Source organism: Flavobacterium album (assembly GCF_003096035.1).
GTDB lineage: Bacteria > Bacteroidota > Bacteroidia > Flavobacteriales > Flavobacteriaceae > Flavobacterium > Flavobacterium album.
Window position 1 is genome coordinate 3,528,199 of the sequence record NZ_CP029186.1, and the last position, 14,770, is coordinate 3,542,968.

14 protein-coding genes are annotated in these 14,770 nt (G+C 47.8%); 9 read left to right on the forward strand and 5 right to left on the reverse strand.

The window, feature by feature from the left end:
* The first annotated feature begins 3 nt into the window (after positions 1-3).
* From HYN59_RS15920 to HYN59_RS15935, 4 genes are all read left to right on the forward strand, one after another.
* Positions 4-282: a TIGR03643 family protein gene (locus HYN59_RS15920; RefSeq protein WP_108779226.1), complete on the forward strand. Its 279-nt coding sequence runs from the start codon at positions 4-6 to the stop codon at positions 280-282.
* Positions 279-440, forward strand: a complete 162-nt coding sequence (locus HYN59_RS15925) for a DUF2256 domain-containing protein (RefSeq protein ID WP_108779227.1) — start codon at positions 279-281, stop codon at positions 438-440. The genes HYN59_RS15920 and HYN59_RS15925 overlap by 4 nt, the downstream gene beginning before the upstream one ends.
* Positions 386-1,954, forward strand: a complete 1,569-nt coding sequence (locus tag HYN59_RS15930; protein WP_245895600.1) for a cryptochrome/photolyase family protein — start codon at positions 386-388, stop codon at positions 1,952-1,954. Before HYN59_RS15925 ends, HYN59_RS15930 begins: the two co-directional genes overlap by 55 nt.
* 330 nt (positions 1,955-2,284) lie before the next feature.
* Entirely contained in the window at positions 2,285-3,814 is a 1,530-nt protein-coding gene (locus HYN59_RS15935; RefSeq protein ID WP_108779229.1) for a sensor histidine kinase, read from the forward strand.
* A gap of 71 nt (positions 3,815-3,885) precedes the next feature.
* Here the strand turns inward: HYN59_RS15935 and HYN59_RS15940 are convergent, their stop codons facing one another.
* The 5 genes from HYN59_RS15940 to HYN59_RS15960 form a co-directional block, all read right to left on the reverse strand.
* On the reverse strand, positions 3,886-4,845 hold the full coding sequence (locus HYN59_RS15940) for a sodium-dependent bicarbonate transport family permease (protein ID WP_108779230.1): 960 nt from the start codon (positions 4,843-4,845) through the stop codon (positions 3,886-3,888).
* 96 nt (positions 4,846-4,941) lie between these two features.
* Positions 4,942-5,898: an L-threonylcarbamoyladenylate synthase gene (locus tag HYN59_RS15945; RefSeq protein WP_108779231.1), complete on the reverse strand. Its 957-nt coding sequence runs from the start codon at positions 5,896-5,898 to the stop codon at positions 4,942-4,944.
* Positions 5,895-6,734, reverse strand: coding sequence for a DUF6671 family protein (locus HYN59_RS15950; protein WP_342748328.1), 840 nt, complete (start codon positions 6,732-6,734; stop codon positions 5,895-5,897). Before HYN59_RS15950 ends, HYN59_RS15945 begins: the two co-directional genes overlap by 4 nt.
* Complete coding sequence (locus HYN59_RS15955) at positions 6,731-6,988, reverse strand: hypothetical protein (RefSeq protein ID WP_108779233.1); 258 nt, start codon at positions 6,986-6,988, stop codon at positions 6,731-6,733. Before HYN59_RS15955 ends, HYN59_RS15950 begins: the two co-directional genes overlap by 4 nt.
* A gap of 161 nt (positions 6,989-7,149) precedes the next feature.
* Entirely contained in the window at positions 7,150-8,586 is a 1,437-nt protein-coding gene (locus tag HYN59_RS15960; RefSeq protein ID WP_108779234.1) for an NADP-dependent isocitrate dehydrogenase, read from the reverse strand.
* 92 nt (positions 8,587-8,678) lie between these two features.
* On the opposite strand from HYN59_RS15960, the gene HYN59_RS15965 reads away from it, so the two are divergent.
* From HYN59_RS15965 to HYN59_RS15985, 5 genes are all read left to right on the forward strand, one after another.
* Positions 8,679-9,599 carry a LysR family transcriptional regulator gene (locus HYN59_RS15965; RefSeq protein WP_108779235.1) on the forward strand — a complete coding sequence of 307 codons (921 nt, stop codon included), beginning with the start codon at positions 8,679-8,681 and terminating at the stop codon, positions 9,597-9,599.
* A 78-nt stretch (positions 9,600-9,677) separates the two neighbouring features.
* The gene (locus tag HYN59_RS15970; RefSeq protein WP_108779236.1) at positions 9,678-10,358 is read left to right on the forward strand and encodes a TetR/AcrR family transcriptional regulator; all 681 of its coding nucleotides are present in this window, start codon (positions 9,678-9,680) and stop codon (positions 10,356-10,358) included.
* Positions 10,355-12,028 carry a peptidase domain-containing ABC transporter gene (locus tag HYN59_RS15975; RefSeq protein ID WP_108779237.1) on the forward strand — a complete coding sequence of 558 codons (1,674 nt, stop codon included), beginning with the start codon at positions 10,355-10,357 and terminating at the stop codon, positions 12,026-12,028. Before HYN59_RS15970 ends, HYN59_RS15975 begins: the two co-directional genes overlap by 4 nt.
* Positions 12,022-13,380: an HlyD family secretion protein gene (locus HYN59_RS15980; RefSeq protein ID WP_108779238.1), complete on the forward strand. Its 1,359-nt coding sequence runs from the start codon at positions 12,022-12,024 to the stop codon at positions 13,378-13,380. Before HYN59_RS15975 ends, HYN59_RS15980 begins: the two co-directional genes overlap by 7 nt.
* The gene (locus HYN59_RS15985; RefSeq protein ID WP_342748329.1) at positions 13,377-14,765 is read left to right on the forward strand and encodes a TolC family protein; all 1,389 of its coding nucleotides are present in this window, start codon (positions 13,377-13,379) and stop codon (positions 14,763-14,765) included. Before HYN59_RS15980 ends, HYN59_RS15985 begins: the two co-directional genes overlap by 4 nt.
* The last annotated feature ends 5 nt before the right edge of the window (positions 14,766-14,770 follow it).

Sequence of the window (14,770 nt, forward strand, 5' to 3'; positions counted from 1 at the left end):
GTTATGGAAAAGAGCTACATTACCGAACAAATCGACCGGATCATTGAAATGGCCTGGGAAGACAGGACGCCCTTTGAGGCGATTGAAATCCAGTTCGGCCTGAATGAATCGGGCGTGCGGGCACTGATGAAAAAAGAATTGCGGTTCAGCAGCTACAAACGCTGGCGCAGGAGAGTGGAATCCTGCAGTACGAAGCACGCGCGAAAGCGTAATCCGGGCATCTCCCGTTTTAAGTGCGACAGGCAGCGGGCTATAACAGGAAACAAGATCAGCAAAAGATGAGAGGCGTAAAAAAATCCGACCTGCCTTCAAAAACATGCATTGTATGCGGGCTTCCTTTTACATGGCGGAAAAAGTGGGAGAATAACTGGGAAAATGTAAAATATTGCAGCAAGAGATGCGCGAACAGCAAAAAACAGCAAAAAGATACCGCACCCTGAGGCTTATCCTGGGTGACCAGCTTAACGGCGCGCACAGTTGGTTTGCGAACCGTAGCGATGACGTGCTCTATGTGATGATGGAGGTGCGAAGTGAGACCGACTACGCATGGCACCATATCCAAAAAGTTTGCGCATTTTTTGCAGCGATGGAACGCTTTGCAGTCAGGCTGCGCCACGATGGCCATGATGTACTGTACCTGACCCTGGACAACCCCGGAAATGAGCAGAGCATTACCCGCAATTGCAGCGTCCTGATGCAGCGCTACGGCATCTCGCGTTTTGAATACCAGCTGCCCGACGAGCATAGGGTAGACCAACTGCTTCGGGATTATTGTGAGTCGCTTGATATTGAGTGGCAAGCTTTTGACACAGAGCATTTTTACACAGCCCGTGATGAAATGGGGAATTTCTTCCGTGGCACGAAAACCATTTTGATGGAAAACTTTTACAGGCATATGCGCAAAAAGCACCATGTCCTTATGGAAGGCGATATTCCCGCAGGAGGCGTTTGGAACTTTGACACTGAAAACAGGAAAAAACTGCCAAGGGGCCACAGGCCACTGCCACCGCTGCTCTTTAGCAATGACCTTACCGTTCAGAAAGAGCGTATTGAAGCAGCCGGTGTTAAGACAATCGGTACTATGGATCGCGGCTACTGCGGCTGGCCACTGGACAGGCAGCAGGCACTGGAGCTGCTCTCGCATTTTGCAGATAACTGTCTTCCCCTGTTCGGTACCTTCCAGGACGCCATGCAGGCGGGAGAATGGTCCTTATACCATTCGCGCCTTTCGTTTTCACTCAATACAAAAATGATATCGCCGCAGGAGGTAGTTGACAAGGCTCTATCGGCCTGGGAAAACGGCAATGGAATAGCCATCAACCAGGTGGAAGGCTTTGTGCGCCAAATACTGGGATGGAGGGAGTATATGCGCGGGCTTTATTGGATGGTTCCCGAACTTAATACGCTAAATTTCTTTGGAAACACGCGAAAACTTCCCAACTGGTACTGGTCGGGAGAAACAAAGATGAACTGCCTGAGGCAATCTGTAAAGCAATCCCTGGAGTATGCTTATGCACACCACATACAGCGACTCATGGTAACCGGAAATTTTGCGCTCATTGCAGGTATCAACCCCGGCGAGGTCGATGCGTGGTACCTTGGGATATACGCGGATGCCCTTGAATGGGTAGAGCTTCCTAATACGCGGGGAATGAGCCAGTTTGCCGATGGTGGCATTACGGGATCGAAACCCTACGCTGCCAGTGCCAACTATATCGATAAGATGAGTGATTACTGCAAGGGCTGCCAGTACAATAATAATTTACGCCACGGCGCCAGCTCCTGTCCGCTGAATAGCCTTTATTGGAATTTTTTCGACCGCAACCGCACAAAGCTGGAGGGCAATCCCCGCATAGGTATGGCATACAGGATTTGGGACAGGATGGAACCGGCAGAAAAAGAAGCGACACTCAGGCAGGCAGCAGTCTACCTTGCAATGATAGATCAGCTTTAGATATCGCACTTTCAGCGTTATTACGTCAAAGTTTCGGGCACGGAGGCGTAAATTTTAGAACGCAATCTTTGGTTTTTTAATTTGTGTAATCCTTTGTAAATTATTAGCAAATACCGTAGCACCTATGCTGCTGATTTTAAGAATACTACATCAACCTCCCCTCCTTTTCTCCAATTAATCTTTAACAATTGTTAATTATCAGGTAAGCCGTTCGAAATGTATGAGTGTAAGCGTTACTTTTGTTATAATTTTAATTACCCGGATTGCTAGTTATGGAGTACGGATATTGAGAAGCCCGGCATTCCGATTATTAAATATAAATCACCTGAAATGGACGAATTAGGAGAATTCATTGAGAAATTTTTTGATACCGGAGCTTTCCCGCCCCGATGGTACTGTGGGAAATGGAGCGAATTTCACGGATGGCTCTACATTATTTCAGATCTGGCTATCTGGGCAGCCTATTTCACAATTCCGCTGCTACTGGTCAGTTTTATCAGAAAGAAAAAAGACCTGCCTTTTCCAAAGATCTTCTGGCTATTCGTAGCTTTCATCGTTGCCTGTGGCGCAACACACCTTATCGATGCGGTGATTTTCTGGTTTCCTATTTACCGGGTAAGCGCTTTCGTCCGACTTATTACCGCAATCGCCTCCTGGGCCACAGTGGTCGCCTTGTACAGGATCATACCTAAAGCGCTACAGTTACGGACCCCTCTCGAATTGGAAAAGGAGGTTGCCCTTCGCACTACGGAGCTTCATAACACCGTGGCCAGGATGCGGTTCATGGCTGATGCCATGCCACAGATTGTATGGACCGCAAAACCCGACGGAACTGTCGACTATTTCAATAAGCGTGCCTGCGATTATACTGGCAAGGAAGAATCGCAATTACACGGATGGGGATGGGTTGAGCTGATTCACGCTGAAGACAGGGAGTCTACAGGTAGTCTTTGGAATAAAGCAATAGCCGACAGGCAGCCATTCGAGGCTGAAAACAGGATCCGATCAGTTGATGGCAAATTTTACTGGCACCTCACACGTGCCATTCCCCAATACGGTGAGGACGGAAGCGTGGAATGCTGGGTAGGCACCGCAACGAATATTGAGCAGCAGAAGCGCACCGCAGTACTTTTGGAGCAGATGGTGGCAGAGCGTACCGGACAGCTGGAGCACGCAAACCGCGAGCTGAAGCAGAGCAACCAGGATTTGGAGTTTTTTGCCGCGGCAGCATCTCACGACCTTCAGGCTCCGCTGCGTACGGTAAGCACCTATCTTTCGATGATTACTCAGGGTGTGGGCGAGCCTATTGAAGAACGCACATTATTGCGGATACAAAAGGCCGCTGCAGCAACAACACGCATGGGCGGTCTGATAAACAACCTCTTGCAGTTTTCACGGGTAAACGCCTCGGAACTGGTACTTGCTACTGTTGACCTGAATCAGATTGTTGGCAATACTGCCACAATGGTTGGGGAGACTGATTACGGCAAAACGGTCTCAATAAATGTAACGCCAATGCCTACCGTTAAGGGCGATGCTTTACTGATCGGGCAGCTGATCCAAAACCTTGTTATTAACGGCATTATTTATAATAACAGCGATACCGCGGTTATCGCTATCGGCGGATACAACACAGAATCCGATACGGTGATCACCGTGCAGGATAACGGCATTGGCATTGCAAGGGAGCACCAGGAAAAGATATTTGCCGCCTTTACCAGGCTGGGAAGCGATATAAAAGGAACCGGTCTCGGACTTGCCATCTGCAAAAGGATTATGGATAAGCACAATGGCACCATCCGGCTGGAATCGGATCAGGGGAAAGGCACCATTTTCTATATTTCGTTCCCAAGGTCATAGCCACTAATTAGGCAAATCACGTTTTTCCCAGCCGGTTGATAAAAAGGCTCTCATGGCAAACCGTTATCAGGCTACAGCGACTGCGCAATAAAAAGGTATAGCGGCATCCCTATGGTGATATTGACAGGGAATGTAACGCCCAGCGCCATAGGCAGGTAAAGCCCGGGATTGGCTTTTGGCGCGGCGATCTTCATGGCCGCCGGCACTGCGATATAGGAAGCGCTGGCCGCAAGTATTGCGAACATAAAGCGGTTGGCAACGTCATTTGTAACTGCTGCACTCGCTATCGCCACTATGGCGCCGTTGAACAGCGGAACCACTACCCCAAAAGCGAACGGGAACCAACCCTCCCTGAATAGCGAGCCAAGCTTCCTGCCGCTAACAATTCCCATATCCAGCAGAAAGATAGCAAGGAACCCCTTGAACAGGTCATTTGTAAATGGCTTTATCCCCTGTGCCTGCTCGGCACTGGCAAGGTAACCAATGACAAGGCTGCCCAAAATAAGCAGTACCGAGCCATTGGTAAGCGAGTGGTGCAATACCCTGCGCTTGCTGAATGCATCGCCACTTTTATCGTAAAGGGAAATAAGCACCAGCCCGGCAATGATGGCCGGCGACTCCATAAGCGCCATAATAGCGACCATGTGCCCGCTGAGGTGCATTCCCTGCATTTCGAGATAGGACGCGGCAGTCACAAACGTAACTGCGCTCACAGAACCATAAGCCGCCGCAACAGCGCCTGCATCATGCAGGTTGAATTTCCTTTTAAGGATAAAGAAGAGATAGACAGGAACAAGCGTTGCCAGGGATAGCCCGAACAGCATAGACATCAGTATCTCGGGGGTAAATGCCTCATGGGAGAGTTCCTGCCCTCCTTTGAACCCGATGGCAAAAAGCAGGTAAAGCGAAATGAATTTGGAAGAATTGGGTGGTATTTCCAGATCGCTCCTGAGATAAACTGCTGCGATGCCAAGTACAAAAAAAAGCAGTGCCGGATTGGTAAGGTTGTCTATTAGTAAAGTAAAGTTCATGTAAGCTGTTGTTATTATTGGTTGTTATTAAACAAAGTACTGCGGTTGTGGCAGCCTATCCCAGAAAAGGGAGAAATGCCCCCAACTACATTTTTATCACCGGGATGCCCTGTAGAGCTTATCGTTGAGGGCCGCGCCGATGCCGCAGGCAGGAAACTCCTCTGCTACAATGAGGTCCAGGCCCATGAGGTCCATCGCATGCAATGCTTCATAAAGGCCGGCGGCTGCCTGCGTGAGGCTGCCTTCAGGCGACAGGGTAATTTGCCTGGCTACAGGAAGCTTCCCGCCTGCTTTAAAAATAACCGCCCCAATTTGCTTGCCTTTGTGCGCGGCAATTATTTCTTTTACATCTCGCGATGTTACCAGTGGGGTCCTTGGGGAATAATGGCGCGAATGCATGCCCGGTGCCTTGATTACCCCGGTTTCGTAGGTTTCAAGCGCGGCGTTGCCTACTATAGCTGCAACCTGCTCGTGGGTTATGGCGCCATGGCGGTAGATTACCGGAAATCCGTTTTCGAATCCGACTATTGTGGATTCAATACCGATAGCGCAGGAGCCGCCATCTACTATTAATGGAATCTTTCCTTTGAAATAGCCGTATACGTGCCTTGCGTTTGTGGGGCTGATACGTCCGAATGGGTTCGCGCTTGGAGCAGCGACCGGGCAGCCTGCCACGGCAAGCAACTGCTGGGCCATTGGATGTGCCGGCACACGCACAGCAACGGTCTCCAGGCCCGAGGTTACCACCCCGGATACGGTGGGCTGTTTTGGAAGCACAAGCGTCAGTGGCCCCGGCCAGAATGCGGCAGCAAGATCATATGCCGACTGTGGTATGCCGGTAGCTACCGCATCAAGATCTTTCAGCCCGGCGATATGAAGGATAAGCGGATTAGAGCGTGGCCTTTCCTTCAAATTATATATTCCTTCTACTGCGGCAGGCCTGAAGGCAGAACCGGCAAGGCCATACACAGTCTCGGTGGGCAGGCCTATTATTTCGCCACTGGCCAGCGCAGCAGCAGCGGTATCAATATCTTTGGTTATTATCGTTGTCATGGATTACAAAAATTACAATACATAGGGTCTTCCTCATTTTTCCCGTGGGGATACAGTTTCTCTACAGTATGGCTGCACTTTGCACAGACTGAGATGTGACTGAGTGTGGAATCGGTCTCACAGCGGCAGGCACTGCATGGCAGCCCGGCCTTAACCGAAGTGACACCAAAACCGGGGGTTCCGCAGGCGGGGCAAAGTGAACCTGCCCGCTCAATGAGCTTGGCCGTTGCACGCCTGATAACCTGCATACGGGTTGGGTTGTGCATCGCACGCATGTCGGTTTCAATGAAAAAACTTCCGTACTTTTCAAGATACTCGCGGCTGATACTGTCCATCTCCTCCGGATCGCTGATACCTTTGATCATGGCTGTCGTGTCGTTTTCAGCCCTGCGTACGATAACTGCATGCCCCGGAAACCTGGCAAGCTGAAGGAAATGGTCCAACTCCTCTTTACTGTTGATGGTAGCAGCGCTGAAATTGGTATCCACGGTTAGTTCCCTGGCAACGATTTCCAGTCCGTTCAATGTATCGACCAGCATTACTAGCTCATCATCGCCCGAAGCGATAAATATAGCCGGGTGGGGACCGAATGATCCCTCACTTGCAATGGCCAGGTCGCAACCGTACAATGCCAAACCCTCATGGCATTTTCTCCTGAGGGTTTCCAGTGCATCGCCCGGCCGCCCGATCTCACCTGTAAATGTACCCAGCAGGTCGGTATCGAATTCATCTGCAACGATGCATTCAACCCCGAGAGCGCTTTCCGCCAAATCGGCAATAACACGCTCTTTTCCATGCTTTGTTACTATAAGCAGTTTTCTTCCCCGGAACATCATGTGAGGATAATATCGGCGGTTATCATAATTTTGGCTCCCGGATCCATCGCCTTTATTTCTTCCAGGAATGCGCTGCGTGTAGCGATCAGTTCCTGCCTGCGCTTCAGCGAACGCTCATCGGTATGGCCCTTACGTATCTCACTGCCGAAACTTTCCCGGCTGTGAAAATTGATTTTGTATTCCAATAAGGCGAGTATCAGCTCGCGGGCTTCGCTTACCGTGAAAGCGCCTTCTATTAGTTTAAATTTTGACATTGGAGTAGTATTTGAGAATTATACAGCAACTTATAATTACAGCACAGGCCATCAATTCGGGCCTTGCCGGAAAATCCCCTTCAGGGAGGGACAGCACAAGGGCTGTCCCTAAGATAACCAGCAGCACCGCAATAAGCGCTACAGCTAAATTGAGCCGGGGCTTACTGGCCCTGGCCGAGGGAGTAAACGTCTTTTCCATCGAATTTGTAAAGATTTTCTGTTTTTATGATGTCAAGGTTGTGGCTTTCTGCACTTTCCAGCAGCCCTATAATCTCTTTTTTGGAGAGCACGCCGCCATCGGTGCGCTTGAACCGGCACCTCCAATGATCGGTGCAGAAAGTTTCTCTAAAGCCTTCAGGCCATACTTTAATTCCCCTGTTGGTAATCATGGTAAGCTGTATACCATCCTGCGCAATCGCTGTTACTTTCCCTGCAAGTTCGTCAGCATCGGTGCCAGGCCAGTGTACGAAGAGATCAACCCCGGTAAGCTCTTTGGCTGCCGGCGATTTCCTTTTGTAACGTGGCAATGTTATTGCTTTATCTTTAGCATAGTTTACCGGAGGAAGCTTTTGCGGCTGCTGCCCGAGGTTGGCTATTACCGCTTGGGCAAATTCTTTTGTACCTACTAGCCTGCTGCTGGTTTCTTCCTTATACAGGTCGTATGTGTGTATGCCATCTTCTATGGTTTTCAGCCAGGCGTTCTGGACTTTCTCGGCAACTTCGGTCTGCCCGATATGGGTGAGCATCATTACCGCGCCCTGCAGCAGCCCGGAAGGATTGGCCATATTTTGTCCTGCCCGCCTGGGAGCCGACCCGTGTATGGCCTCGAACATTGCACACTCCTCCCCTATGTTGGACGAGCCTGCCAAACCGACTGATCCCGCAATTTGCGCTGCTACGTCTGAAAGGATGTCACCATAAAGATTTGGCATTACAATAACATCGAACGCTTCAGGAGTGTCGGCCATCTTGGCGGCACCGATGTCGATAATCCAGTGTTCGTTCTCAATTTCAGGATATTCGGCTGCAATCTCGTCAAATACTTTATGGAAAAGCCCATCGGTCTGCTTCATGATATTGTCTTTGGTAAAGCAGGTTACCTTTTTCCTGCCGTATTGCCTGGCATATTCAAAAGCATAGCGCACGATTTTCTCGCAGCCCGGCCTGCTTATGAGTTTCAGGCACTGCACCACCTCATCAGTTTGCTGGTGCTCTATGCCGGCGTAAAGGTCTTCTTCATTTTCGCGGATAATCACTACATCCATTACGGGGTGCTTTGTTTGTACAAAAGGATGGAAGCTGGCGCACGGCCTTACATTGGCATACAGGCCTAAAAATTTCCTTGTGGTAACGTTAAGGCTCTTATAGCCTCCACCCTGTGGCGTGGTGATAGGCGCTTTAAGAAACACTTTATTCCTGCGGATCACATCCCACGATTCCTTAGCGATGCCTGCGGTGTTTCCGCTCAGGTATACCTTTTCGCCGACCTCGATCTCTTCGATCTCAATTTGCGCACCTGCCGCCATGATGATGTCAAGGGTAGCCTCCATAATCTCAGGGCCGATTCCGTCCCCTTTTGCAACTGTAACTTTTTTCATTGAAATGTGTTTTTATGATTACGGGACAAATGTATTATGCCCTATTGATAAATTTTTATTTATATTTGAAATGAAATCCATTAAAATTATTTATGAATTATACATTGAACCAACTGCAGATCTTTTTGAAGGTAGCGCAAAGTCAAAGCATTACAAAAGCAGCCGAAGAACTTCACCTGACCCAGCCGGCAGTTTCGATACAGCTGAAAAATTTTCAGTCCCATTTTGACATACCGCTGACGGAAGCCATCGGCAGGAAAATTTATATTACCGACTTCGGAAAGGAAATCGCAGAGGCTGCAGCGGCAATAATTGAACAGGCCTATGCCATCAATCATAAGACAGCCGCTTTCCGGGGCGAGCTCACCGGGAAACTGAAAATAGCTGTTGTATCGACAGGGAAATATGTAATGCCTTATTTCCTTGCCGATTTTTTGCGACAAAACCCGGCTGTAGAACTGGTTATGGACGTAACCAATAAGAGGGAAGTAATCCGAAGCCTTGAAGCAAATGAAGTTGATTTCTCATTGGTATCAGTACTCCCTCCCAAACTGGCGATCGAAAAGCTGGACCTGCTTAATAATAAGCTCTACCTTGTAGGGCATACGGCAAGACAATTCCACGGGCAGACCCCAGCAGCCATATTCAGGGAATTGCCATTAATATTTAGAGAAGCCGGATCGGGTACACGGCAGACGATGACTGAATTTCTGGACCGTAACGAAATCCCGCATATCAAGAAAATGGAACTCACCTCTAATGAAGCAGTTAAGCAGGCGCTTATTGCAGAAATGGGCTATTCTATCATGCCGCTGATAGGCCTTAAGAACGAATTGTTTAACAATGACCTCCAAATTATACCTGTGAAAGGACTGCCAATTACTACAATGTGGAGCCTGATATGGATGAAAGGGAAGAAACATTCTCCAGTAGCTGCGGCATATCTGGCGCATCTTGAGGCAAAAAAAGACGAAATTGCTTCAGACAAATTCGGATGGTATGACGGATATTAAAAAAAACAAAAGTTAAATAGTATTAATACTTTCTAATTTAATAGTAACACTATTAAATTTGCAACTAAATAATTTGTGATGAAAAATTTACTTTCAAATATAAAGATTAAGGTAAATCCGAAGATCTATCTGAAAGATCCGGAAACATCGGCGCTTGGCCGCAAGATCATATCTGAAGGAATACTACTCATTGACGAAATAGGTTTTGACAACTTTACCTTTAAAAAGCTTGGCGAACGAATCGGCTCGAATGAAAGCTCGCTTTACCGCTATTTCGAAAACAAGCACAAGCTACTCGTCTACCTGTCGTCATGGTATTGGGCGTGGATGGAATACAGGATAGTTTTTGCGACTACCAACATTTCGGATCCGATGGAGAGGCTACAGAATGCCGTCCGCCTGGTCACAGAAAAGATTGAAGACGATGCGGCGACCGAATATATTGATGAGTCGGTGCTCAACCGGATCATCATTACCGAATTTACCAAAACATTCCTGACAAAAGAAGTGGATGAGGAGAACAAAGAGGGCTTTTTCTTAATATACAAGAGTGTAGTAAACCGTATCGTGGACATGATTAATGAGGTGAATCCCAGCTTTCCATTCAGCAGGAGCTTTGCTTCCGGTATAGTAGAGGGAGCCCTCCACCAGCACTTCCTGAAAGACCATTTTAAGACGATTACCGACTGTAACGAAGCCACTTCGCCAACCGATTATTACCAGTTTATAATTAACACCGTATTAACCCAGAAGCAATGACACCAGCCAAACGATTTTTTAGCCTGCTCCGCCTTGATAAGCGGGATGTTTACCAGATTTTCTTCTATGCTATCTTCGCAGGTATCATCAGCCTGTCGCTCCCGCTTGGAATACAGACCATAATTAATTTCATACAAAGCGGACGTGTGAGCGCCTCATGGGTGCTGTTGGTATTTATTGTCGTGGCGGGGGTGGCAGTAGTTGGCGTTATGGCAATTATGCAATTGCGCATAACGGAGAACCTGCAACAAAAAATATTTGTCAGGTCTTCCTTTGAATTTGCCTACCGCCTTCCCAGGATCCGGTTTGATGAGCTCTACAACGGCATTTACCCGCCAGAACTGGCCAACCGGTTCTTTGATACGCTGACCATACAGAAAGGGGTCTCAAAACTATTGCTGGATTTTTCGGGCGCGTTGCTGCAAATAGGGTTTGGCGTAATACTGCTTTCACTGTACCATCCTTTCTTTATACTTTTCGGTATCCTGCTGGTTATCCTGCTGTATATGATATTTAAATTTTCGTACACACCGGGCCTTGCGACCAGCATGAGCGAATCTAAATACAAATATCGTGTTGCAGACTGGCTGCAGGAAATAGCACGAAATAACTCTACATTCAGGAGCCCTCTCAACTTTACTTACGGACTGGAGAAAAACAACAGCCTGGTTGGCGGCTATCTTGAGTATCGTGAAAAACACTTTGCCATAATAAAACGGCAGTTTGCGCAACTGGTTGTATTTAAGGTCATCATAACTGCCGGGCTTTTGCTTATAGGCGGATACCTGGTACTTGCCCAACAGATGAATATCGGTCAATTTGTGGCCGCCGAGATCATTATACTATTGGTGATTAATTCGGTTGAGAAGATAATCCTTGGCCTCGAAACATTTTACGATGTCCTTACTTCAGTCGAAAAAATTGGCCAGGTTGCCGATATGGATATTGACAACGAAGACAGTAAACGTGAGGCCCTCCCGGACAATGAGGGCATTACAATCGAAGCTGAAAGTATAAGGTTCAGGTATCCCGGTGCCCAAAAAGATACTCTTAAGGATATATCATTACGATTAAACGCAGGCGAAAAAATAATTTTACAAGGCGCTAACGGATCGGGTAAAACTACCCTGATAAGGATTCTTTCGGGGTTGCTGATGCCAACTTCGGGGCAACTTCAAATTAATGATAATAGCTTCCGTAAATTTGGAACGATACAATACCGCTCTAAGATCGGCAGCATCATACAAGGCGAATCGCCTTTTGAGGGGACCATACTTGAGAACATTACATTCAATGATCCCACAGTATCCGATGAGGACCTGCGATGGGCACTGGAAAAAGTACAGTTGACTTCTTTCATAAAATCCCTGCCGGAAGGACTGGATACAAAGATTTTCCCTGAAGGAAGGCAGCTCTCGTCTTCAAATGCCCAAAAGATACTGCTGGCGAGAAGCATAATAAAGAAGCCGTCCATACTCTTTTTTGAAGACCCGACGGACCGGATGGACAGTCCCGCAGCTGCGGAAATAATAGATTTTATTTTTTCGGCGGAAAATTCATGGACGGTGGTGGTTTCATCTGCCAACCCTCACTGGCAGCAACGATGCACCAGGCAGATAACAATGCAAAACGGAAAAATTATAACCGACACAAAAAATAAGCCATGCTAAATATCTCTGCAAACAATAAAGTGCCCCTGGGGGAAATAGAAAGGTTTAGCACCGTGAGGTACCTTACTACCAGGCCGCACCACAAAATGCTTAACCGCATCATTATCGGGCTATGCATCCTGGCTGTAATAATCCTTTTCCTGCCATGGACGCAGAATATTTCCGGAACCGGATTCGTAACCACCCTTACACCCGACCAGCGACCGCAAACCATACACAATGCCATACCCGGCAGAATTGAAAAATGGTATGTACGCGAAGGTGATTTCGTTAAGAAGGGCGATACGATACTTTTCCTCTCAGAAATCAAGGAAGATTATTTCGACCCCAACCTCGTAGAAAATACAAAGCAACAGGTTGACGCCAAGCGAAATGCCCTGCAGTCTTATGACAGCAAGGTTGGAGCGCTCGAATCACAGGCGGTAGCGCTCTCCAGGGAAAAAGATTTGAAACTACAGCAGGCCCGCAACAAGATAAAGCAGTCATTGCTGAAAGTAAAGAGCGACAGCATTGATCTTGAAGCGGTAAAGACCCAGCTCAGGATCGCAACAACGCAGTTTGACCGTTCGGTAAAGCTTAACAAAGACGGCCTTAAACCCCTTACCGATGTTGAGGAGAAACGGCTTAAGCTACAGGAATCGCAGGCTAAGATAATAACGCAGGAAAATAAACTGCTGACCGCAAAAAATGAACTCATCAATGCACAGGTCGAGATTAACCGCATTACCGCAGAGTATTCTGAAAAAATATCAAAGTCCAACAGCGATAAATTTACAGCTCTCAGCAGCCAGTATGATACCGAGGCGCAGGTAAACAAACTGGAGAACCAGTACGTGAACTACTCAATCCGTAACGGGCTGTACTACATAACCGCGCCACAGGACGGATATGTAAACCGTGCACTGCAGTCGGGTATTGGCGAAACGGTTAAGGAAGGTACGGCGTTGGTGAGCATTATGCCTGCCGGTTATGACATTGCTGTCGAGACCTATGTAAACCCTATTGACCTTCCTTTATTAAAAAAAGGCGATGAAGTGCGGGTGTGGTTTGACGGATGGCCGACTATCGTATTCTCCGGATGGCCGGGGATGTCCTACGGCACCTTTGGCGGACGGATAGTCGCTATTGAGAATTTCATCAGCCCTAACGGCAAATACAGGATCCTGATCGCTCCGGATCCAAAACAGGCCCCATGGCCAAAGCAGCTGAGCATTGGTGCCGGCACGCAGACCATAGCATTGCTGGACACTGTACCTGTGTGGTTTGAAATCTGGCGGACCCTCAATGGCTTCCCTCCTAATTATTATCAGGCAAACGAAAGCGATACAGCAAAAGAAAAAGCTAAAAAATGATGCGACTCATCTACATAACGATTTTCATGTTCGCCATCAGTGCAAGTGCGCAGGTTGTTGGGCAGGAGCAAATGACATTTTCTGAATACATCGGGTATGTGAAGAAATTCCATCCCGTTGTGCGGCAGGCAAACCTTCAGGTAAGCGCTGCTCAGGCTGCGCTGATGGCCGCAAGGGGCGCATTCGATCCCAAGCTGGAAGTTGACTATAATGCTAAAGAATTCAAGGGAACGGAATATTATTCGCTGCTTAACAGCAGCTTTAAGATACCTACATGGTATGGCATTGAGCTTAAGGCAGCCTTTGATAACAGCGAAGGAATGTATCTAAATCCGCAAAACGTGACTCCTAATTCCGGGCTTACCTCTGTGGGGATATCGATACCATTAGGAAAAGGCCTGCTCATTAATAGCCGCATGGCCGATGTGCGCGCTGCCAAAATAAACCTGAATCTGGGCGATGCTGAACGTAAGCTTCAGACTGCAAATGCCCTGCACGACGCTTCGCTTGCCTATTTTAAATGGCAGCAGGCCCACCAGGAGGTTGCTCTTTACCAAACTTACCTTGATTTTGCAAGCCAGCGATATGAAGGTATAACGAAGTTGATAGAAGCCGGCGACAAGGCAGCAATTGACAGCGTTGAGGCAGGGATAATAGTACGAAACAGGATGCTTACACTTGAAGATGCAAGGCTTAAACTTGCAAAGGCACGACTGGAAATGTCTAACTATCTCTGGATTGACAATGTGCCTGTAGAGCTTTCAGAAACCATAGTACCGCAGGACGATACGAAAAGTTCTGTATGGGAGGCGTGGGGAATAACAAACAGCGATGCAATTTACCAGTTGCCTGAAAACCACCCGAAAATTGTTGCATTGGAAAGCAAGCGGGATGTTTTGGACATTGAAAGGAAACTGAAGGCAAACCTGTTGCTGCCGGAGATCAACCTAAGCTATAATTATCTGTCTGAACCTGCCTACTTTGACAATTACCGGCTGGAGGATTACAAGATAGGGCTAAACTTTTCCTTTCCCTTGTTTTTGCGGAAAGAGCGTGGTGGGCTGAAACTGGCCAAGCTAAAACTACAGGACGCGCAACTGGATCTTGATTTAGAGCGTGTAGCCCTGAAAAACAAGATTATGGCACAGGAAGCCGAGATTCGGTCGGTAGAAAGGCAGCAGGAATTGCTCGATAGCCTTGTGAAGAATTACAGCCAGATGCTTTTAGCGGAAGAAGGCCTGTTTGCAGCCGGAGAAAGTTCTATCTTCCTGATAAATTCCCGCGAAAACAGCCTTGTTGGTGCGAAGCTGTCGCAGATCAATATGGAAAACAGATATCTTACATCAACTGTGAAATTATTCAACATCCTGGGCCTCGCCCAATAATGTTA

Coding starts and splice junctions, on each gene's coding strand:
- HYN59_RS15920 (WP_108779226.1), top strand. CDS start 4: ATGGAAAAGAGCTACATTACCGAACAAATCGACCGGATCATTGAAATG.
- HYN59_RS15925 (WP_108779227.1), top strand. CDS start 279: ATGAGAGGCGTAAAAAAATCCGACCTGCCTTCAAAAACATGCATTGTA.
- HYN59_RS15935 (WP_108779229.1), top strand. CDS start 2,285: ATGGACGAATTAGGAGAATTCATTGAGAAATTTTTTGATACCGGAGCT.
- HYN59_RS15940 (WP_108779230.1), bottom strand. CDS start 4,845: ATGAACTTTACTTTACTAATAGACAACCTTACCAATCCGGCACTGCTT.
- HYN59_RS15945 (WP_108779231.1), bottom strand. CDS start 5,898: ATGACAACGATAATAACCAAAGATATTGATACCGCTGCTGCTGCGCTG.
- HYN59_RS15950 (WP_342748328.1), bottom strand. CDS start 6,734: ATGATGTTCCGGGGAAGAAAACTGCTTATAGTAACAAAGCATGGAAAA.
- HYN59_RS15955 (WP_108779233.1), bottom strand. CDS start 6,988: ATGTCAAAATTTAAACTAATAGAAGGCGCTTTCACGGTAAGCGAAGCC.
- HYN59_RS15960 (WP_108779234.1), bottom strand. CDS start 8,586: ATGAAAAAAGTTACAGTTGCAAAAGGGGACGGAATCGGCCCTGAGATT.
- HYN59_RS15965 (WP_108779235.1), top strand. CDS start 8,679: ATGAATTATACATTGAACCAACTGCAGATCTTTTTGAAGGTAGCGCAA.
- HYN59_RS15970 (WP_108779236.1), top strand. CDS start 9,678: ATGAAAAATTTACTTTCAAATATAAAGATTAAGGTAAATCCGAAGATC.
- HYN59_RS15975 (WP_108779237.1), top strand. CDS start 10,355: ATGACACCAGCCAAACGATTTTTTAGCCTGCTCCGCCTTGATAAGCGG.
- HYN59_RS15980 (WP_108779238.1), top strand. CDS start 12,022: ATGCTAAATATCTCTGCAAACAATAAAGTGCCCCTGGGGGAAATAGAA.
- HYN59_RS15985 (WP_342748329.1), top strand. CDS start 13,377: ATGATGCGACTCATCTACATAACGATTTTCATGTTCGCCATCAGTGCA.